The organism is Streptomyces sp. NPDC002032 (assembly GCF_042890765.1).
Classification (GTDB): Bacteria; Actinomycetota; Actinomycetes; order Streptomycetales; family Streptomycetaceae; genus Streptomyces.
The window spans coordinates 159,270-180,204 of record NZ_JBIASM010000012.1; the positions used below are offsets into that span (position 1 = coordinate 159,270).

The following is a 20,935-nucleotide window of genomic DNA, read 5'->3' on the forward strand; positions in this document are numbered from 1 at the left end:
ACTCCACCCGCATCTGCCGTTCCGGGTATCCGATCCAGCCGACCCCAGCGCCCCGCCCTCCAAGTGCATACGTGTTGACACCCCGGTCCGGGCGCTCCAGACTCCTTCATGGGAGCGCTCCCACATTACAACTGGCTCTACTGAGCGGCGAGTTGAGGACCGGGTTCCCACAGCGCGGTCGTTTCCATCCCCCACCCAAGGCCGCGGCGCCGCCGGCGGTACGTGTCGATCGCACGCTTCGGGCGTCGCGGGCCGTACCGCCCGCGCCGTCGGCTGCTGAGAAGGAGACCATGCGTACGACACACAAGGCGGCCGCCTTGGCGGCGGTCGCGGTACTGCTGGCCGGTACCGGAGCGGCGCAGGCCGTCGCCACCGCGCCCGGGCGAGCGGCGGCGACGGCAGCTGCCACCGCGGGCCCGGCGATCACAGTGGACGCCACCAGCGGGCAGCACACCATCGACCCCCACATCTACGGCATGAACTTCCCCGACGAGGCACTGGCCAAGGAACTGCGTCTGCCGCTGGGCCGCTGGGGCGGCAACGCCACCAGCCGTTACAACTACAAGCTCGACGCCTACAACGCCGGGTCGGACTGGTACTTCGAGGACCTCCACTACAACAACGACACCGCGTCGCTGCCCGCCGGATCGCAGGCGAACAAGTTCGTCGAGCAGAACCGCAGGACCGGTACCGACACCCTGATGACCGCGCCGATGATCGGCTGGACGGCGGCCGGCCGCGACAGCGGCTGCGGGTTCAGCGTCGCCAAGTACGGTTCTCAGCAGGACACCGACGCCCAGTGGCGGCCGGACTGCGGCAACGGCAGGAAGCCCGACGGCTCCCTCATCACAGGCAACGCTCCGGCCGAGACCAGCACGCCCGCGGGGCCGGACTTCGTCAAGGGCTGGGTGCAGTACCTCAAAGGCACCTACGGCACCGCGAACAGAGGCGGCGTGCGCTTCTACAACCTCGACAACGAACCGGACCTGTGGTTCGGCACTCACCGCGACGTCCACCCGGCCGGCCCGAGCTACGAGGAACTGCGCGACAGCACCTATGCCATCGCCGCAGCCGTCAAGGATGCCGACCCGGCCGCGCAAACCCTCGGCCCGGTCGGCTGGGGCTTCAACTCGCTGATCTACTCCGGCCTGGACCAGCAGGTGTGCGGCCAGCAGGGGGGCAGCTGCTGGTCGAACCCGCCGGACGCCGCCGCGCACGGCGGCGTGCAGTTCGCCCCGTGGTACCTGCAGAAGATGAAGGAGTACGAGCAGTCGCACGGGCGCCGGATCCTGGACTACTTCGACGAGCACATCTACCCGCAGCAGTCCGGTGTGTCGGGCAGCGCGGACGATGCGGCGACGCAGGCCCTGCGGCTGCGTTCCACCCGGCAGCTCTGGGATCCCTCGTACGTCGACGAGAGCTGGATCAACCAGCCGATCCAGTTCGTCCCCCGCATGCGCTCGCTCGTCGACCAGAACTACCCGGGTACGAAGCTGGCCATCTCGGAGTACAACTGGGGCGCGCTGGACCACATCGACGGCGGCCTCGCCCAGGCCGACGTGCTGGGGATCTTCGGACGTCAGGGGCTGGACCTGGCCACTCTGTGGTCACCGCCCAAAGCGACCGACCCCGGAGCGTACGCCTTCCGCATGTTCCTGAACTACGACGGCCACGGCGGCACCTTCGGCGACACCTCCGTCAAGGCCGCGAGCACCGACCAGGACAAGCTGTCGGTGTACGCGGCCGAACGCAGCAGCGACCACGCCACCACGGTCATGGTGATCAACAAGAGCACCGGCGACCTGACCGCACCCGTCTCCATGACGAGCGGCACCGCGCTCCCGGCTGCGGCGCAGGTCTACCGCTACGGCCAGGGCGACCCCACCACGATCCAGCACCCAGCCGATCAGCCGCTGAACGGCGGCTCCTTCACCGCGACCTTCCCGGCGTACTCCATCACCGAGTACGTCATCCCCGCCGGCTCGGCCCAGGCCACCCCGCCCTCGGCACCAGGCACTCCCACGGCCTCAGCGACCGGCCCCGACCGCGTGACTCTGACCTGGCCGGCCGCCACACCCGGGACCTCCCCCCTGGCGGACTACCGTGTGTACGCGGGCGACCCGGCCACCACGACGCCGCTGGCCACCGTCCCCGCACCGGCCACCACCGCCACCGTCCCCGGACTGACCCCGGCCACCGCCTACGCGTTGCGCGTGCTGGCCGTCGACACCGGGGGCCGCAGCTCACCTCCGTCGGCTCCGCTGCACGTCACCACCGGCCCGGCCACGACGAGCCGCTGCACCGTCGCCTACCAGGTCGGCAACGACTGGGGCGCCGGCTTCACCGCGAGCGTGAAGATCACCAACCTGGCGGCACCGGTCACCGGCTGGAACCTCGGATTCACCTTCGCGGGCAACCAGACGGTCACCCAAGGCTGGAACGGCACCTGGGCACAGACCGGTGCCACGGTCACCTTCAAGGACGTCGGCTGGAACGCGTCCCTGCCCACCGGGGGTAGCACCACGATCGGCTTCAACGGCGCCTACTCCGGCGCCAACCCCGCACCCGGCGGCTTCACCCTCAACGGCACCACCTGCACCACCGCCGGCACCGCGCTCCACTAAGCCGCCCCGCCCACGCATGGCCGATCCCGCACGACAAGGGGTCGGCCATGTGCCATCGCACCACCGAATGATCACGACCCACTACGGCTACCGCCTTGCGGGGGCCGGACCCGGGATCGCGATCAGCTCTCGCACCCCGGCCTGCACGGGGCACATAGCAGCTGGCCTTGACCGCCATGACGAACCCTTCGGGCGTCCGCTCCCCCCGCCAAGACCCGAAGACCTTCTTCGTCGGAAGCCGGTAGAAGGCGTTGTTGTTCTCGACGGTCGCGACCCGCCGGGCGTACTCCTCCAGCCACAGCCACGGCCGCTGCGGCAGGCCGGTCGGGTAGAGAGCGCCGCGCCAGTCCTCGTACTGCCACCCCGAGGTTCCGACGAGCATGGGCATGAACGACCCCTACCCGCGAAAAATAGGGATATCCATACCAGAACGGGCTGCGGTCTCCAGGACGTGAAGATTCCCGCGATAGGTGACGAGCTCGCGGCGAGCGGGGCCATACACGACCTGGCCGGTCAGCTGGAGCGGGCTGCCGACCGATACCTGACGGCGGCGAGCGCCGTACCCGATCTGCCGCGCACCGACTACAGCCGGCCCGACGACGCGGTGGGCGCGCCTCCGCACGGTCAACGGACCTGCATAAATGGTCAGTCGTGGTACGACTGCACCTGCCAGACCTGGGCGCTGTCCAGGCGGGCGGGGCCGCCTTCGGCGAAGAGCTGGATGCCGTCGCTGTCCGGGCCGGGAAAGACCTGGTCCGTGATCACGGCCTCGCCTTCGCCGCCGAACACCTCGACGGATGACCAGCCGACCAGGATCCGGAGCTCGATCTTGCCGCTCCGGGCCGTCGGCGGTGCGCGCTGGATGCCGGGGAAGTCGTTGTGGAAGTCCACCGCACCCGAACGCGTCCGGTCGACATACAGCTCCCGGGTCTCCTTGTCATAGCCGATGACGGTCTCCTGCCCGTCACCCGTGCGTACCTTGAACCCCAAACGCTCGGCGTCACCGAGGGCGAACGCGGCCCGGATGTCGAGCGGCCTTGCCATCGGCCCGGCCCGCCGCCAGCGGCACGGAACCTTCCGCGGTCCTGATGTCACGCAGGCTGACCGAAGGGCCGTGGAGCGACTCCACCGTGGACACGGGCTGCTGCGTCAGCCGGGGCCGGCCGTTCACGGTGCGCAGTGCCATCTCGCGCGGGATGCTCTGCACGCTGCGTCAGGGGGAGGTCGGGACGTCGTTGCCGTACTGCCAGTTGTTCAACCAGCCGATCATGCGGCGCTTGCCGTCCGGGGCGCCCTCTCAGGAGACGGCGGCATAGTAGTCCTTGCCGTGGTCGACCCAGTCGGCCCGCTGGAGGTGCGAGACGGCCGGCTGGTCGGTCCTCCGAGTCGGTGCCGGTGGCGCTGCGCACGGGCTTGCCGGCCACGAGGAGCCGGACGGCGGTGGGCGCGTCGGATCCGGAGGGGTGATTGCCGCCGCCGATGAGGCCCCGTTGCCGTCCAGGAGCCGTAGCCGTCCTGTTCGAAGTCGGCGGGGACCTTTCCGGCGGGCGCGGGAGACTCGCCCATCACCGAGCCGGGGACGTGCGGGTGACGGCCGCCGGCCACCTTGAAGTTGAGATACTTGCTGTCCACGGTGGAGGGCGCTGAGGTGAGGGTGCCGGTCTCGTCGTCGCCGCCGTGGAAACTGTCGACGAGTCCCTTGCCCTCGAAGCCGCTCGTGCCCGATGTCCCGGGCGCCGGGGCGGGGGCGGGTCCGTCACCGAAGGCCGTGCCGGCCGTCTGCCAGGTGCCGTAGCCGGCCCCCTCGAAGTCCTGTACCACCAGGCCGCCCGGCGGCGTGTTGGAGCCGTCGTCGTCGGGTTCGAACCGCTTGCCGTCGAAGTCGCCCACGAAGTACTGGGCAGCCGAACCTTCGGCGATTGCTCCGGCGTTGACGTTGACGACGAGCACCCACTTCATTCGCTCGGGGTCGCCGTCGACGGGCAGCGGGAAGAGGTCCGGACACTCCCAGACGCCGCCCACCGCGTTCTGCGGGCCGAAGTCGCTCAGATGCGTCCAGCTCTTGAGGTCCTTGGAGGAGTAGAACCGGACCTTGTGCTCGGTGGCCAGCGACACCGTCATCAGCCAGCTCTTGGCGGGGGCGTACCTCTGGACCTTGGGGTCGCGGAACTCCGTCGACCCGATGTCGAGCACGGGGTTCCCGGCGTACTTGGTCCAGGTGCGGCCGCGGTCGGTGCCGTACGCCAGGGACTGGGCCTGCTTGCCGCCGTCCTTGTAGTGGCTGGTGTAGACGGCCACCATCGCGGGGTTTGGTACTCACCCTTGACCCAGACCAGTCCGTTGGGGTCGTTCATCCGGTTCTTCGCGCGGCTGAAATGGAACTGGGGGCGGTACGTCTCCGTGTACGGCGCGCTGTCCTGCGCCGCCGCCCGCGGGGCGACGGCGGTGACGGTGAGCGCGCGGGTCGCGGCCGCGGCGGCGGCGAGGCGCAGCGGGATGCGACGGCGTGCGGGGACTCGGCTCATGGTTTCTCCTGCACTGGGGGCGGCGGCGTCGTGTCCGCGTCCACTACGGGGGTACGGCGCCGGGGAATTCGCAGTGCCGGGCGGTGGGGCGGCGACCCGGGAACCAGATTGTCATCGATGACATGTGACAGCGCTGACATCCGCTGGGGAGTGATGATGTGCGAGCTCGGGGCGGCGCGTCAATGGCCTGGAGTGAGTTCGTCCGGACCGCCCGTTCAGCCGGCGATGAGTCCGGCCGTGGGTGCCGGCAGCCGCAACTGGCCGGCCCACGGCGGGTTCGGCCCGACGACGCCGCAGGTCAGCGCCGCCACCCGGGAAGCGAAAGCGCAGGCGTCGAAGACGTCGTCGACCCGCAGATCCGTCAGCCGTCCACCGAGGAGGCCCTTGGCGCCGAGATGATGCAGGAGCCCTGCGGTGAAGGAGTCGCCCGCGCCGACGGTGTCGACCACGTCGGTCGGGGGCGCCGGTACGGAGACCCGCTCGCCGTCCAGGGAGGCGACCGCGCCGTGCTCCGCGCGGGTGATCACGACGAGTGGGACGCCCGCCGCATGCCAGGTGTCGCAGGCTCGCTCGATCGCGTACCCGGGGAGCAGCAGCTCCAGATCGTCCTCGCTCAGCCTGAGGATGTCCGTGAACGCGCACCAGCGCGGCAGGCGTTCGCGGTAGACCTCGGGCCCCACGAGCAGCGGCCGGACGTTCGGGTCGACGGAGATCGTGGCCGTCGCGAAGGCTCGGGCGAGGAACTCCTCCACGACCGCGCCGCCGGGCTCGCGCACCAGGGCCAGGGAGCCCGAGTGCAGACAGGCCATGGAGGTGAGGTCCGTCGCGGCGAGTTCGTCCGCCGTCCACTGCCAGTCCGCGGTGCCGTGGGCATGGAAGGAGTACGCCGCTCGGCCCTGGGCGTCGAGTTCGGCGACGGCCAGTGTGCTCGGCTCGGCCGCGCGTACGGCAGCCGTGAGATCGACACCCGAGGCGTCGAGGTGATCGCGGAACAGGCGGCCGAAGACGTCGTCGGACAGCCGTGCCAGGAAGCGGGCGGGCGTGCCCAGCCGGGCGAGCGCCACAGCCGTGTTCGCCGGACCACCCCCCGGCAGGACCCGCAGGGCAAGCTCGCCCGGCGTGGGCGCGGGGACGGTGAAGGCGTCCGCGACGCATTCTCCGAGGACGGTGACCAGGGGCAGGCGCATGGATCATCTCTCCAGGTGGGCAGCGCGAGAAGGCTGAGTGCGCAAGGGACTTGAGGAAGCTCACGGAGAGCAGGGCTCTCGGTGTGAGGCGGCACGGCCGGCGTTGCCGATTTGTGACGGCGTCAAGGCATTGACGTTTCCGGGTGACGGAGTCCATCATCCTCCGCAAGCGGTGTCAACGATGACATCAGTCAACGATGACATTCCCACAGCGCCTTCGACGGCAGCATCCCCTTTGCGCCGCAGTCCTTTCGATCCGCGCGGCCGTTCCGCCTCGTCCAGCAGGAGACCAGCATGCTTCGCAGAAACCGCGCCATCCGCGCCTCCGTCGGATTCACCGCTTTCGCCGCCGTCTCGGCGCTGACCCTGACGGCCTGCGGCTCCGGTGCGCAGGGAGGCTCCGGCGGCGGAACCAAGGTCGGGCTGATCACCAAGACCGACACGAACCCGTTCTTCGTGAAGATGAAGGAGGGCGCCGAGCAGGCCGCGAAGGACAACGGCATCGAACTCGTCAGCGCGGCCGGAAAGTTCGACGGCGACAACGCGGGACAGGTCGCCGCGATCGAGAACATGCTCAGCTCCGGCGTGAAGGGCATCCTCATCACGCCCAACGACTCCAAGGCGATCGTCCCCGCCCTCGCAAAGGCACGCGCCAAGGGCGTCCTGGTCATCGCACTCGACAGCCCGACCGATCCGCAGGACGCCACCGACGCCCTCTTCGCCACCGACAACGTCAAGGCGGGCGAGCTCATCGGCCGCTACGCCAAGGCCGCCATGGCCGGCAAGGAGGCGAAGGTCGCCACTTTGGACCTCGCGCCCGGCGTCGCGGTGGGTGTGCAGCGCCACCAGGGCTTCCTCACGGGCTTCGGCATGGCGGAGGGCGATCCTTCGGTCGTGTGCATGCAGGACACCGGCGGCGACCAAGCCAAGGGACAGACCGCGATGGAGAACTGCCTCCAGAAGTCCCCGGACATCAATGTCGTCTACACGATCAACGAGCCGGCCGCGCTGGGCGCCTACACCGCGCTGAAGGCGAAGGGCCTGGAGAGGAAGGTGCTGGTCGTCTCCGTCGACGGCGGCTGCACCGGCACCAAGGCCGTCAAGGAAGGCAAGATCGCGGCGACTTCGCAGCAGTACCCGCTCAAGATGGCCTCCCAGGGCGTCAAGGCGGTCGCCGACTTCGCCAAGGGCGGCAACAGGGCCTCCGGCTACACCGACACCGGCGTCACCCTCATCACCGACGCGGCCCAGCCGGGTGTCGACGCCAAGGACACCGCGTACGGCCTGGAGAAGTGCTGGGGCTGACCCCCGGCATCAGCGCGCGCCGCGGAAATCCGCTCCCGGCCGATCGCTCCCGCGGCCGCGCAACGGTCCGAACCCGACCTCCCCGTCCCCCAGACCGGACCGCCCCCGCCCTTCGGGTATCACTCCTTCGGCACCTCCGGCGAACGCCGCCCGCGGCGAACGGCCCTCCGGCACGCAGCCCCTGACGAACGAACTCCGCTCCGCCGACCATCAACCACCGGCAAGGACCACCATGACTGCCACAGCCCTGCCCTACGACCAGCTGAAAGGACCGACCACGGTCCGTCGGCTGCTCGCCACACCGACCACGGGCCCACTCGCCGCACTGTTGCTGGCCTGCGTCTTCTTCTCCCTGACGACCGAGCAGTTCCTCTCCGGCGGCAACTTCTCGCTGATCGTCCAGCAGGTCATGGTCGTGGGCACGCTGGCCATCGGTCAGACCCTGATCATCCTCACCGCCGGCATCGACCTCTCCTGTGGTGCCGTCATGGCGTTCGGCAGCATCGTCATCGCCAAGACGGCTGCCCAGGGGGGCCTGCCACCACTCGCCGCGATCGCTCTGGGTCTGATCGTCTGCGCGGGTTTCGGCCTGGTCAACGGCCTGCTGGTGCGGATGATCCCGCTCCCGCCGTTCATCGTCACCCTCGGCATGCTGAACGTGGCGTTCGCCCTGACCCACATCTATTCGGCCGAGCAGACGATCACCAACCTGCCGGCACCGCTGACCGCCCTCGGTGAGACGTTCCCGCTCGGTAACACCGACATCACCTACGGCTCGCTTGTCACCATCGCCCTGTTCCTGATCTTCGCCTACGCGCTGAGCGGCACGTCATGGGGCCGGCACGTGTACGCGCTGGGCGACAGCCCCGAGGCCGCCCGGCTCAACGGCATCCGCACCTCCCGGCTGACCATCGGGATCTACACCCTGGCCGGACTCGTCTACGGAATCGCCGCACTGCTCATGCTCTCCCGCACCGGCGTCGGCGACCCACAGGCCGGACAGACCGACAACCTGGACAGCATCACCGCCGTCGTCCTCGGCGGCACCAGCCTCTTCGGCGGCCGGGGGGCCGTCCTCGGCACCTTCATCGGCGTCCTCATCGTCGGTGTGTTCCGCAACGGCCTCCAGCTGATGGGCGTCGCCTCCATCTACCAGACCCTGATCACCGGCGTGCTGGTGATTCTGGCCGTGACCGTCGACCAGATCTCCCGGAGGAAGGCACGATGAGCCCTGCCGATGTCACGCCCGTGCTCCAGGCCCGCGGCCTGGTCAAGCGGTACGGCCATGTCACCGCCATCGACGGCGCCGACTTCGACCTGCTGCCCGGCGAGGTCCTCGCGGTCATCGGCGACAACGGCGCCGGCAAGACGAGCCTGATCAAAGCCCTCACCGGTGCGCTCACCCCCGACGAGGGCGAGATCCGGCTGAACGGCGAACCCATCAGGTTCACCGGACCGCAGAGCGCCCGGCAGCACGGCATCGAGACCGTCTACCAGGACCTGGCCGTCGCCGCCTCCATGGACATCGCCTCCAACATGTTCCTCGGGCGCGAACTGCGCCGGCCGGGCTTCCTCGGCGGCGCGCTGCGCATGCTCGACAAGAAGCGCATGCGCCAGGAGGCAGCGGTTCACATGGCCGACCTCAAGATCGGATTGCGGTCGCTGACTCAGCCGGTGGAGACGCTCTCCGGCGGTCAGCGCCAGGCCGTGGCGGTCGCGCGCTCCGTCGCCTGGGCCAAGAGCGTCGTCGTGATGGACGAGCCCACCGCCGCGCTGGGCGTCAAGGAGTCGGGGCAGGTACTCGACCTGATCCGCCGGGTCCGCGACAAGGGCATGCCCGTGGTCCTGATCAGCCACAACATGCCGCACGTCTTCGAGATCGCCGACCGTATCCACGTCCACCGGCTCGGCCGTCGCGAGGCGCTGATCAAGCCGTCCGACCATTCCATGGCGGAGGTCGTCGCCATCATGACGGGCGCGCTCAAGGTGAACGACGATGGGGGTACGGTCGTTGCCGACGCGGATGCCGCCCAGGCGGCAGGCGTGTCCGCCCACTGAGTCGCCGCAGGGGCAACGCCGCGCAGACCACAGGGTCGCCGCACGGTCAGGACAGCGGGCCCGGCCCTGGGCAAGGGCCGGGCCCGACGAACGCACAGGAACGGTGGTACATGGCCGCGAACCGCCGCCCCACGCTGGCCGATGTAGCCAGGGAAGTGGGCGTCAGCGCCAAGACGGTGTCCCGGGTGCTCAACGAGGACGGGCCGAGTTCCCCGCAGACCCGCGAGCGCGTGCTCGCAGCGGTCGCGAAGCTCGGATTCCAGCCGAACCTGATGGCCCGCAACATCCGTGTCGGAGGCCCCGACACCACCGTCGGCCTGGTCGTCCCCGACCTCGGCAACCCCTTCTTCGGAACTGTCGCCGGCGGCATCGAGGACGCCGTGCGCAGCCGGGGGCTCACGCTGCTCATGGGCTCGTCGGCCGAAGATCCGGACCAGGAGCGGACGCTGATCCAGACCTTCCTCGCCCGGCGCGTCAGCATGCTGATGGTCGTCCCCTCGTTCGGAGCCGATCACACCCACCTCAAGGCATCGCGCGCGGCCGGTCTGCCGGTGGTGTTCCTCGACCGGCCGGGAGTCGGACTGTCCGCCGACTGCGTGGTCAGCTCGAACCGGACCGGCGTCCACGAGGGCGTCTCCCACCTCATCGCCCGCGGCCACCGCCGGATCGGTTTCGTCGGAGACCTTCCCGCCAAGCTCTACACCCAGCGCGAGCGGCTCGCCGGCTACCGCTCGGCGCTCGCCGAGGCCGACCTGCCCTACGACCGGACCCTGGTGACCGGCGCCCACAACCAAGACGGGGCCGCCGCCGAGACCACCGCACTGTTGAGCCTGCCGAATCCGCCCACCGCCGTGTTCGCGGGGAACAACATGATGGCCCTCGGGGTCATCGCCCGACTCACCCGTGCGGGGCGCAAGGACATTGCCCTGGTCACCTTCGACGACCTCCCGCTCGCCGATGTCCTCGAACCGGCCCTGACCGTCGTGGCCCAGGACCCGGCGGCCATCGGCGAGGCGGCGGCCAGGACCGCCCTCGCCCGCCTGGACGGCGACCGCACCCGCGCCCGGACCATCATGGTCCCCACCCGTCTGGTGGTCCGCGGCTCCAGCGAACCGGCCCCGTGCCCCGCCGAGCGGGCGCCGGCCGGTAGCTGAGCGGCACGACCCCGGCGCAACGCCGGCTCGCAGCTGCCACCGTGAAGTGGTGGGTGGCGAACACCTGGAGTCGGCCCGTCGTCGCGCTGTACGAGGCCTTGCGCCTGCCACCGGTCACGGCCGCCTGGCGATCCGGCCACGTGCGACTTCAGACCGCGTACCGGGCTGCCCCTCGGCCGTTGGCTCCGGCCAGGAGCCCCGTCTTGTCACCTGTGCCCCCGCGCCCTGCCCGTGCCGGGTACTCCCCCGCACCTTGGGACTGCCCCTCCTGCACCGCCGACCACCTTCGACCGCACCCGGTCGCGGAGGGTAACGACAAAGGGTGGCACAGCAGATGCTGGGCCACCCGTTTCATCAGGCCGTCGCCAGGTCTTGCTTCGAAAGGCCCTTCATCGCTCAAGGAGCCCAGCGGGGAGCCTCGTCGTCCGGCGTGTCCGGACTCGCGAAGTGGAACGGAACCGCGAGCTGAGCGGCCAGGGCCCGGCCGGCCCGGTCCGCGGCCACCGCCGACGGGTGACGCGGACCATCGTCCGCTCCGAGATACAGGCAGGCTGCTGAGCGATAGATCGTGGCCAACCGGTGCTCGCCTACCGGGTCGGCAGTGACAGCCGTCAGGTATACGAACCAGTCGTGGACGGTGTCACCGTCCCACACCGCCTCGATTGCCACGATGCGGCCGTCGCTCGCGGCAGCGCGATAGGCCAGGGACTCCAGGTCAAGGGGACTGTCCGGCGTACGGGCGACCGTGTCGCCGTAGTGGAGATAGCGGTCACCGACTATGAGCTGTGCGGTACCGACCCCTATGCCGTGGAGGGCGAGGCCGACGTCGACGACGATTCTGATCGCTCCCAAGTAGGAGTCCTGAAGAACGTACCCATCGATCTCATCGCGGATTCCAGCGGGCAGCGTCTCCCACCACTCGCTCCTGGCAGTCTTGTTCATCTGGTCAGCACCTCCTCCACGCGACCCGCGGCAGGGCGCGCGACATGGTAGTCCCGGCGCCGAGCCGCCTGCCTGCCGGTGGGTCAGCGATCCCCATGCAAGATCCGGAAGAGAGGGTCCTGGCCTGGTGCGGCCCCTGCGACAGGGACATCGCAGCCCCTCATCGGCGCCACTCTCCGACCCACTGCCAAGCGTCGCTGTAGCCTCTGGCCATGCATCACGGGGAAGGCGAGAACGCGCTGGTTCTGGAGGCTCGCGAGATGCTGGCCACCGGACAGGGCGAGGAGGAGGTTTTCGCCGAACTGGCCGCGCGCACCGGCGAGTGGGACGCCTGCGCGTTGGCCCTGGGAGTGCCCCGGCCGGATGCCTCGCCTGTGGCATGTGTTCGTCGTGGACCGGGTGCTGGACGGTCTCGGTGAGCGGATCCGCGACCTCTTGTGGACTGCCGCCGGCGCGCGCGGAGGCTTTCCTGGCGGCATGATCCCCTGGTTTCGTACCGGGGAACTCACGAAGATCTTCCTTCTCTTCGCGCGGACCCGGTTCCGGGACGGGCGGGGCTCACCTGCCGAGTTCTGGACAGCCATGGTTACGGCTAGGGACCTGCTGGAGACAGAGGGCGGCCCGGACCAGGCAGAGGTGACGGCGGGGCTGGAACATTGCTGGGCGCAGGCTGGCTGACGCCGGGCTCCGCTCGACCGCGGCGCCGGCTAGGGGGCGGCGTAGGCCGTCTGCACCTCGTCGGCGCGGGCGGTCCACCAGTGCAGCAGCGCCTCGTTCGTCAGGAACATCTCGGCGAAGACGGGGTCCTGGCGGTCGAGGTGGAACTCCAGCTGCCAGAAGTCCGTCAGCCGCTTCCACCACAGCCGCGACACCGCGTCGGCGAGGTCGCCCTCGGGCAGGTCGATCACGGACCGGTATCCGGAGCAGAACGCGGCGACACGGTCGAGGTCGAAGGCGCCGCCGACCCCGAACTGCACCTGGGCGGTCCGGGCGACCTCCTCCCCGTACGGGCGGACCCCGAGGCGGTCCCAGTCCAGGACCGCCACCACCCGGCCGTCCCGGCGCAGCAGGTTGCGGTGCTGGAAATCGCCGTGCGTCCACCCGTACGGCCCGGCCGGCATCTCGCCCTTCGGCCGGGCACCGGCGTATCGCGCGAGGAGGCCGCGGCGGGCGTGCAGGGCCTCGGCGGCGGCCTTGCCGAAGTCGGTGACCGGATCGGTCGGGAGGCGGCTGGCCAGGGCAACGGCGGCCCGGTCGGCTTCCGCCGCATCGCGGGCCTTCGCGCCCGGCGCCTGCTCCGGGACCGGGCCGGGCCCATGACGTTGCAAGCCCTCGTGCAGGCGGCCCAGGAGAGCACCGAGATCGCGGACTTCGTCGAGCGGGAGGTCCGTCCCTTGAAGGTGCTCGCCGTCCACCCACGGAAGGACGCAGTAGCCGTGACCACCGGCTTCCACCACGAGGTCGCCACCGGCGTCGAACAGCGGCGCCGGCACCGGGATGCCCTCACGGGCCAGGTCCACGAGGACCGCGAGGTTCCTGCGAACCCTCGGCAGAGGAACGTCGGTGATCTCCTTGAGCGCGAACGCCCCGGCAGCCGTCACGAGCCGCCAGTTCCGGTTCATCAGGCCGTGGGCAAGGAACCGCCGATCACGTACCTCGCCCAGCCCGAACGCGCTGCACAGGGTGGGCAGCACCGCCGTCAGACCTTCTTCTCGCGTCGTGTCCGTCACCCCGAGCACCCCTCTCCATCGCCGGCTCACCTGACTCCGCCCGGGGCGGAAGCGGCACCGCCACCTACGGACGGACCACCCGCTGCCGTACGGCGACCGCCCGACTCGAAGGCCTTCGTTGTGGTGGTGGCGGCTTCAGGGGGGACCCTGCCCACCGTGGCAGTTGTAGGACCCATGCGCGCGTGGCCCCCCTCCCCCGCCAGCTAGAGATGACCGTTGCCAGTCGGCGGCGGGGAGAGGAGGCGGTGGAGCCAGGTGGTGCGGGTGGTGCGGGCGGCTTGGGTGAGGGCGGACTGGGGGGCGAGGCTGTCGAAGCCGTGGCAGGCGCCCGGCCAGACGTGCAGTTCGGCCCGGCCGCCCGAGCGCCAGATCGCGTTCGCGTACGCCACCGCCTCGTCCCGGAACATCTCCGCCGACCCGGCCTCGATGTAGGCCGGGGGAAGTCCCGAGAGGTCCGTGGCGCGGGCCGGGGCGGCGTACGGCGGGAGGTCCGGGGTGCCCCGGCGCTCGCCCAGCAGGGCCTGCCAGGCGGTTGCGTGGGAGGTGAGGTCCCACCGGTCGACGCCGCTCATCTGGCGGCTGGAGAAGGTGGCGCCGCGGTCGTCCAGCATCGGCGACAGCAGGAGCTGGCCCAGCGGTACGGGGCCGCCGCGGTCGCGGAGCAGGAGCGCGAGGGCCGCGGCGAGGCCGCCCCCGGCGCTCTTGCCGCCGAGGACGATGCGGTCCGCGTCGATGCCGAGGTCCGCGGCGTGGGCGGCCGCCCAGAGCAGGCCCGCGCGGCAGTCCTCCAGCGGGCCGGGGTGGCGGGTGCGCGGCGCCAGCCGGTACTCGGCCGAGACGACGGCGACGCGCAGCGGGAGGGCCCATTCGCGCAGGATCCGCGGCAGCACCGACCAGGCGTTGCCCATGATCATCGCGCCGCCGTGCAGGTAGTACAGCAGGGGCAGCGGTCCCGCGAGCCCGGCCGGGCGGGCGCTCACCAGCGTGACGTCGGGCCCGCCCGGGGGGCCCGGTACGCGGTGCTCCGCCACCTCGAAGCGGCCGTCCGCGCGCAGCTCCCCGAGCGTCGGCCGGGGCCGGGCCGCGGCGTCGCGCGCCTGTCGGCGGGCCAGGTTCTCCGGGGTGATCGGCTCCCTCGGCCCCCGCCCCAAGGCCGCCAGTACGAGGTCCAGTTCGGGGTCGAAGGGAGGCACCGCCGCGCCGTCCCCGTGTCCGTGTCTGTCCCCGTCCCCGTGTCCTGTGCTCATGATTCCGGCCCCTGCCCGATCGTCATGCGGTCCAGCCCGTCACACCGCCTCGCGGTATGCCGCGGGCGAGATCACGGTCTACTGCGGAAGTGTCAGATCACGCCGGTACCAAAGGTCCGGCTCACCGCCGAGGTCAGCCGGTCCGGCCGGCACGAAACCGGCCTTGACCAGGACCCTCTGGGACGCCGCGTTGCCGCGGGAGGTGGCCGCCCGCACGGTAGCCGAGTTCGGCGGTGCCGTCCTCCAGGTCGCAGAGGTTGAACCGGCCCAGCACCGCACCGTCCTCGGCGACGAGCACGTAGAAGGCACAGATGCCGGCGTCTTGCTCGGCCGGCAAGGCGCTGTGCCGGTCGGTGAAGTGGTCGTAGTACGCGTCGCCGCGGTCGGGGACCGACGCGGCGAAGCAGGCGCGGTTCTCCAGCTCGAAGGCCAGGACCGCCGGGGCATGGCCGGCGTCCAGCCGCTTCAGCTCGGGCACCGGCCCACCGTACCCGGACGGCGCGTCGAGGCCGCCCGGGTTTCGGCGGTCAGGCGGTGGCCGGGCCCGGGGCCGGGGGGTACGGGGGCCGGGCCGGGACGGCGGGGGGTGCGGGGGGTGCGGGCAGGGGCGGCAGGGCGGGGGTGTGCAGCCAGGCGGTGAGGAGGCCGTCCAGCGGCTCGGTGGTGTAGCGGCCCGCGTGGGCGCAGAAGGCGTCGGTGGTGACCACGCCGTGGCGGTGGGCCGAGGCCCAGTCGCGGAGCATGCGGAAGAAGGCGCCGTCGCCCAGGGCGCAGCGCAGCGCGTGCACGGTGAGGCCGCCGCGCTGGTAGAGGCGGTCGTCGAACATCAGCTTGCGCCCCGGGTCGGCCAGCCGCAGGTCCTGGGGCTGCGAGGCGAGCAGCCGGTGTGCGGCGGCGGCCAGGTCGTGGGCGGTGCGGCCGCCGGAGCGCTCCGACCAGAGCCATTCCGCGTACTTGGCGAAGCCCTCGTTGAGCCAGATGTGCCGCCAGTCGGCGATGGTGACGCTGTTGCCGAACCACTGGTGCGCGAGCTCGTGGGCGATGAGGCGTTCGAAGCCCCGTACGCCGTCCACGTGGTTGGCGCCGAACAGGGACAGGCCCTGGGCCTCGACGGGCACGTCCAGTTCCTCGTCGGCGACGACGACCGCGTACTCGCCGAAGGGGTAGGGCCCGAAGAGCTCCTCGAAGAGCCGCATCATGGCGGGCTGGCGGGCGAAGTCGCGGGAGAACCGGGGCAGCAGGTGCGCGGGGACGTGGGCCCTCTGCGGGACGCCGCCGAGGCCGGGGTCGCCGAGCAGCACCGTCTGGTACATGCCGATGGAGAGGCCGACCAGGTAGCTGGAGGTCGGTGCGGGCTGCTCGTAGACCCAGGTGGTGGTGCTTGCCCTGGTGGTACGGGTGAGGAGGCGGCCGCCGGCGACCACGGTGTAGGCGGAGGGGGTGTTGACGGAGATGTGGTACGAGGCCTTGTCGGCGGGCCGGTCGTTGCAGGGGTACCAGGAGGGCGCGCCGACGGGCTGGCTGGCGACCAGCGCGCCGTCGGTGAGTTCCTCCCATCCGATGCCCCCCCAGGGGCTGTTCACGGGCTTGGGGTTGCCCGCCCACTGCACCTCGACGGTGAAGGCGGCCCCGGCCGGGAGCGGTTTGGCGGGCTTGACGCGGAGCTTGCCGCCCCGGTGGGCGTAGTACGGGGCGCGGCCGTTCACCAGCACCCGGCCGACCTTGAACTCGGCGAGGTTGAGGGCGAACTCGGTGAGCGGGGCCCGGCCGGCGATGGCGCTGAGCCGGGCCGTTCCGGCGAGCCGGTTGGGGGCCGGGCGGTAGTCCAGGGCGAGCTCGTACCGGTGGACGCGGTACCGGGGGTCGCCGTTGGCCGGAAAGTACGGGTCCGATGCCGGTGTCTTCTGGCCGCTGCCGTTCATGGCCGTCCCTGCTCCCTGCACTGTGCCCGGCCGTTCAGGACCGCCACGCCTCGATCGGATTGCCCAGCCAGCGGGTGTCGGCGGGGACGGATTCCCCGGCCATCACGAGCGAGGCGGGACCCAGTGTGCTGCGGGCTCCGACCGTGCTCCCGGGCAGGACGATGCCGCCCGGGCCCAGGGTGGCGCCCTCGCGCAGGACCACAGTATCCGTCCTCAAGATCCGGTCGTGGAAGAGGTGGGTCTGCAGGACGCAGCCCCGGTTCACGCTGACCCCGCTGCCGAGGGTGACCAGGTCGGTTTCGGGCAGCCAGTAGCTCTCGCACCACACGCCCCGGCCGATGCGGGCGCCGAGGGCGCGCAGCCACAGCGACATCAGGGGGGTGCCGGGTACGGATCCGGCCAGCCAGGGCACGGCCAGGACCTCGACGAAGGTGTCGGCCAGTTCGTTGCGCCACACGAAGCCGCTCCACAGCGGGTGCTCCCCCGTGCGGTGGCGGCCGACCAGGAGCCACTTGGCGGCGGCGGAGACCGCGCACGCGAGGGCTCCGGCGACGAGCAGGACGACTCCGGACAGCAGGGCGGTGCCCCAGGTGCCCAGCCCCCGGCCCGGGCCCTGGCCGAGGTCCAGGTCCGGGCCGAGGCCGAGGCCGCGCCCGGTGGCCAGCGCGCAGAGCGCGGCGGCGGTCAGGACGCCGAGCGCCGCCGAGCAGAACACGGGCACGAGCCGGCACAGTTCCACCAGGCCGCGGGCCCACAGCAGCCGGGCGGGCGGGTCGTAGGTGCGGCTCTGGTCGGCGTCGGCGGTGGAGCGCGGCAGTTTCACCGGCGGCAGGCCCAGGTAGGAGCTGCCCTTCTTGGCCTTCTTCGGGGTGGCGGACAGGACCCCGACCAGCCCGTCGTCGGGCACGGAGCGGCCGGGCGCGGTCATGCCGGAGTTGCCGAGGAAGGCCCGGCGGCCGATCTCGGAGTGTCCGATCCGCATCCAGCCGCCGCCCAGTTCGTAGGGCGCGGTCAGGGTGTCGTCGGCGAGGAAGGCGCCCTCGCCGACGGTGGTGAGGCTCGGCAGGGCGAGGACGGTGGACACCTCGGCGCCCCGGCCGATCTTCATGCCGAGCAGGCGCAGCCACACGGGGGTGATGAGCCCGGCGTACAGCGGGAAGAGGGTCTCCCGGGCCAGGTCCATCAGCTGGGTGACGGTCCAGGCCCGCCAGCCGGTCCGGCTGTGGGTGGGGTGGACGCCGGTGCGCAGCCCGCGGCTGAGCAGGCGTACGGAGACCAGCAGGAGCAGCGCGTACGCGAACCCGTAGGCGAGCGCGGCGGGGACCACGGCGAGCAGCGCCCCGCGCAGGGCCTGCCCGGGGCCGGCGTCGGCGGGGACGAAGCGGCCGGCCACCAGGAGGGCGGGCAGGGCGGCGAGGACGGGCAGGGCGGTCAGGCCGCTTCCGGCGGCCCCGTACACGGCGCGCCAGCGCAGCGGGCGCGGCGGGCGCTCCTTGGGCCAGTTGCGCTTGGCCTTGCCGAGTTTGACGGCGGGGGCTCCGGCCCAGCGCTGCCCGGTCGGGACCTGTCCGGCGACGGCGGAGCCGGGGGCGACCTCGGCGCGCTTGCCGACGCGGGCGCCCGGGAAGAGCAGGCTGCGGGTGCCGACGACCGCGCCCGCGCCGACCTTGACGGGGCCGATCACGAGCCGGTCCCCGTCGAGCCAGTGGCCGGAGAGGTCCACCTCGGACTCGACGGCGCAGCCGCGGCCCAGTTTGAGCATGCCGGTGACGGGGGGCAGGGAGTGCAGGTCGACCTCGGGGCCGATCTTGCAGCCGAGGGCGCGGGCGTAGCGTTCGAGCCAGGAGCCGGTGAGGGAGGTCGCGCCGGAGTACTCGGCGAGGCGTTCGGCGGTCCACAGCCGCAGGTGGACGCTGCCGCCGCGCGGGTGCCGCCCGGCCGTGACCCCGCGCAGCAGCAGGCGGGCTCCTCCGGCGGCGAGGGCGAGGCGGCCGGGCGGGCTGAAGAGCAGGACCGCGCCGGCGGCGAGGAGCCACCAGGGGGCGGTGGGCGCCCACGGGTAGGGGCCGAGGAGGTGCAGGACGTTGCCGAGGGCCAGCAGGGGCACGGTCCAGCGCAGGCCGAGGAGGGTGTAGAGCGGGAGCACCAGCAGGCACTGCGCGAGCTGGGCGCGGAGCGGGACGGGGGCGACGGTGCGGGCGGCTCCGTCGTCCTGGACGGACTTCTCCAGCCGGCGGGCCAGCTTGCGCAGGGTCGGCTGCTGGTAGATGTCGAGGACGGCGGCGCTGGGGTAGCGGGTGCGCAGGCGGGTGGTGAGCTGGGCGGCGGCGAGGCTGCCGCCGCCGATGGCGAAGAAGTCGTCGGCGGCGCCGCCGACGGCCACGCCGAGGACCTCGCTCCACTGTTCGGCGAGCCAGGCCTCGGTGCCGTAGAGCTGTTCGGCGGGGCCGGTGGGCTCCGTCCCTGGCAGCGGCCAGGGCAGGGCGTCGCGGTCGACCTTGCCGGAGGTGCGGGTGGGCAGTTCGGCGACGGGGGCCAGGAGCGGGACGAGGGCCGCGGGCAGTTCGGCACGCAGCCGTTCGACGGCGGCGGCGTGGTCCCAGCCGTCCTGGGTGACGAGGTAGCCGACGAGGAGCTGATTGCCGCTGCGGGCGGTGCGGACGGCGGCGGCCGCGCCGGCGACGCCGGGCAGGGCCTGGAGGGCGGAGTCCACCTCGCCGAGTTCGATGCGGCGGCCGCCGAGCTTGATCTGTTCGTCGCCGCGGCCGAGGAAGACCAGTCCCTCGGGTTCGGCGCGCACGAGGTCGCCGCTGCGGTAGGCGCGCTCCCAGCCGAGGGAGGTGAGGGGGGCGTACTTCTCGGCGTCCTTGTCGGGGTCGAGGTAGCGGGCGAGGCCGACGCCGCCGATGACGAGCTGGCCGCTGCCGCCCATCGGCACCGGTTCGCCGGACTCGTCGACGACGGCGAGTTCCCAGCCGTCGAGCGGGAGGCCGATCCGGATGGGCTCCTCGCCGGTCAGCAGCGAGGCGCAGGCGACGACGGTGGCCTCGGTGGGCCCGTAGGTGTTCCAGACCTCGCGGCCCTCGGTGACCAGGCGCTGGGTCAGTTCGGGCGGGCAGGCCTCGCCGCCGAAGATCAGCAGCCGGACCTCGTTGAGCGCTTCGGGCTCCCAGAGCGCGGCCAGGGTCGGCACGGTGGAGACGACGGTGATCTCCTGGTCGGCCAGCCAGGGGCCGAGGTCGGCGCCGCTGCGCACCTGGGAGCGGGGTACGGGAACCAGGCAGGCGCCGTGCCGCCATGCGAGCCACATCTCCTCGCAGGAGGCGTCGAAGGCGACGGAGAGTCCGGCCATGACACGGTCGCCGGGGCCGATGGGCTCGTCGGCGAGGAAGAGGGCGGCTTCGGCGTCGACGAAGGCGGCGGCGCTCCGGTGGCTGACGGCGACGCCCTTGGGCTTGCCGGTGGAGCCGGAGGTGAAGATGATCCACGCGTCGTGCTCGGGGCCGGGCCGGGCGGCGGCGGCGCGGACACCCGGGCCGGCGGTGGCAATGGCAGCGGCGGCGGGGGTCGTCTCGATGCGGGCTCCGGCGCCGAGGACGGCCCGTACGCCGGCCTCGCCGAAGACGAGTTCGGCGCGTTCGTCGGGGTCTTCGGCGTCGACCGGTACGTAGGCGGCGCCGACGGCGAGGACGGCGAGGATCGCGGTGTACAGCTCGTTGGTGCCGGAGGGGACGCGGACGCCGACCCGGTCGCCGAGACCGACGCCGGCGGCGGCCAGGGCCCGGCGCCGGCGCTCGACCTCGGCGGCGAGGGCCCGGTAGGTCAGCTGCTCGGTGCCGTCGTCGAGGGCGGGCTCGTCGGGGTGCTTGCGTACGGAGGCCTCCAGGACGTCGACCAGGGTGCGCGGCGGGGCGGCGGGTCCGGCGGTGAACAGGGCGGACTTGCCGCTCCCCGCGCAGGTGTCCCCGTCGTCGAGCAGGGTGGTGTCGCCGCGCTCTGGTGTGACTGCCATCGGCCCTCGCGTCTCGATCCCGGAAACCTCCCGGGCCGCGCCGGCGGAGCCCGGGTTTGCCCGGGTTGTTCCGGTCCAGCGCCGAACAACCTGCCAGTCTAGTGCGGCATCAAGAATTTTCTTGTTGAAGACTCTTGTCGAAGACGGGCGTATGGCCGGGAACGGGCGGCCGGGCGGGGCGCCGGGCCCGAGGGCGCGGCGCCGGACCTGCGGGCGCGGCGCGGGCGCG

General features: G+C 71.9%; 14 protein-coding genes and 2 pseudogenes. 6 read left to right on the forward strand and 10 right to left on the reverse strand.

Annotation, left to right across the window (positions count from 1 at the left end; all coding sequences use genetic code 11):
- The first annotated feature begins 290 nt into the window (after window positions 1–290).
- Complete coding sequence (locus ACFYYT_RS26085) at window positions 291–2,624, forward strand: glycoside hydrolase family 44 protein (protein ID WP_351815977.1); 2,334 nt, start codon at window positions 291–293, stop codon at window positions 2,622–2,624.
- A gap of 136 nt (window positions 2,625–2,760) precedes the next feature.
- Here the strand turns inward: ACFYYT_RS26085 and ACFYYT_RS26090 are convergent.
- From ACFYYT_RS26090 to ACFYYT_RS26105, 4 genes and pseudogenes are all read right to left on the reverse strand, one after another.
- Window positions 2,761–3,012, reverse strand: a pseudogene (locus ACFYYT_RS26090) (DUF72 domain-containing protein); the annotation flags it as partial.
- A 257-nt stretch (window positions 3,013–3,269) separates the two neighbouring features.
- The gene (locus ACFYYT_RS26095) at window positions 3,270–3,668 is read right to left on the reverse strand and encodes a GH32 C-terminal domain-containing protein (RefSeq protein WP_351815974.1); all 399 of its coding nucleotides are present in this window, start codon (window positions 3,666–3,668) and stop codon (window positions 3,270–3,272) included.
- 222 nt (window positions 3,669–3,890) lie between these two features.
- On the reverse strand, window positions 3,891–4,925 hold the full coding sequence (locus tag ACFYYT_RS26100; protein ID WP_351815971.1) for a glycoside hydrolase family 32 protein: 1,035 nt from the start codon (window positions 4,923–4,925) through the stop codon (window positions 3,891–3,893).
- 439 nt (window positions 4,926–5,364) lie between these two features.
- Window positions 5,365–6,336, reverse strand: coding sequence for a carbohydrate kinase (locus ACFYYT_RS26105; RefSeq protein ID WP_351815968.1), 972 nt, complete (start codon window positions 6,334–6,336; stop codon window positions 5,365–5,367).
- Window positions 6,337–6,630: 294 nt separating this feature from the next.
- Here ACFYYT_RS26105 and ACFYYT_RS26110 point away from each other — a divergent pair, with 294 nt between their 5' ends.
- From ACFYYT_RS26110 to ACFYYT_RS26125, 4 genes are all read left to right on the forward strand, one after another.
- Window positions 6,631–7,641, forward strand: a complete 1,011-nt coding sequence (locus tag ACFYYT_RS26110; RefSeq protein ID WP_351815965.1) for a sugar ABC transporter substrate-binding protein — start codon at window positions 6,631–6,633, stop codon at window positions 7,639–7,641.
- Between the two features lie 232 nt (window positions 7,642–7,873).
- Entirely contained in the window at window positions 7,874–8,869 is a 996-nt protein-coding gene (locus ACFYYT_RS26115) for an ABC transporter permease (protein WP_351815962.1), read from the forward strand.
- Window positions 8,866–9,699 (forward strand): ATP-binding cassette domain-containing protein, encoded by an 834-nt coding sequence (locus ACFYYT_RS26120; RefSeq protein WP_351815959.1) that lies wholly within the window; start codon window positions 8,866–8,868, stop codon window positions 9,697–9,699. The genes ACFYYT_RS26115 and ACFYYT_RS26120 overlap by 4 nt, the downstream gene beginning before the upstream one ends.
- A 110-nt stretch (window positions 9,700–9,809) precedes the next feature.
- Window positions 9,810–10,853, forward strand: coding sequence for a LacI family DNA-binding transcriptional regulator (locus ACFYYT_RS26125; RefSeq protein WP_351815957.1), 1,044 nt, complete (start codon window positions 9,810–9,812; stop codon window positions 10,851–10,853).
- Between the two features lie 396 nt (window positions 10,854–11,249).
- Here ACFYYT_RS26125 and ACFYYT_RS26130 read toward each other — a convergent pair whose 3' ends face one another.
- The gene (locus tag ACFYYT_RS26130; protein WP_351815954.1) at window positions 11,250–11,795 is read right to left on the reverse strand and encodes a hypothetical protein; all 546 of its coding nucleotides are present in this window, start codon (window positions 11,793–11,795) and stop codon (window positions 11,250–11,252) included.
- Window positions 11,796–12,176: 381 nt separating this feature from the next.
- Here ACFYYT_RS26130 and ACFYYT_RS26135 point away from each other — a divergent pair, with 381 nt between their 5' ends.
- Window positions 12,177–12,473 (forward strand): hypothetical protein, encoded by a 297-nt coding sequence (locus ACFYYT_RS26135; protein WP_351815952.1) that lies wholly within the window; start codon window positions 12,177–12,179, stop codon window positions 12,471–12,473.
- Between the two features lie 29 nt (window positions 12,474–12,502).
- Here the strand turns inward: ACFYYT_RS26135 and ACFYYT_RS26140 are convergent, their stop codons facing one another.
- The 5 genes and pseudogenes from ACFYYT_RS26140 to ACFYYT_RS26160 all read right to left on the reverse strand — a co-directional run bounded on the left by ACFYYT_RS26140 (window position 12,503) and on the right by ACFYYT_RS26160 (window position 20,706).
- Window positions 12,503–13,525 carry a phosphotransferase gene (locus ACFYYT_RS26140; RefSeq protein WP_351815949.1) on the reverse strand — a complete coding sequence of 341 codons (1,023 nt, stop codon included), beginning with the start codon at window positions 13,523–13,525 and terminating at the stop codon, window positions 12,503–12,505.
- A 203-nt stretch (window positions 13,526–13,728) separates the two neighbouring features.
- Window positions 13,729–14,772 (reverse strand): alpha/beta hydrolase, encoded by a 1,044-nt coding sequence (locus tag ACFYYT_RS26145; protein ID WP_351815946.1) that lies wholly within the window; start codon window positions 14,770–14,772, stop codon window positions 13,729–13,731.
- A 78-nt stretch (window positions 14,773–14,850) separates the two neighbouring features.
- Window positions 14,851–15,250: pseudogene (locus ACFYYT_RS26150) on the reverse strand (GNAT family N-acetyltransferase).
- 49 nt (window positions 15,251–15,299) lie between these two features.
- Entirely contained in the window at window positions 15,300–16,694 is a 1,395-nt protein-coding gene (locus ACFYYT_RS26155) for a M1 family metallopeptidase (RefSeq protein ID WP_351815944.1), read from the reverse strand.
- A 34-nt stretch (window positions 16,695–16,728) separates the two neighbouring features.
- On the reverse strand, window positions 16,729–20,706 hold the full coding sequence (locus ACFYYT_RS26160; RefSeq protein WP_351815942.1) for a Pls/PosA family non-ribosomal peptide synthetase: 3,978 nt from the start codon (window positions 20,704–20,706) through the stop codon (window positions 16,729–16,731).
- Window positions 20,707–20,935: the final 229 nt, after the last annotated feature.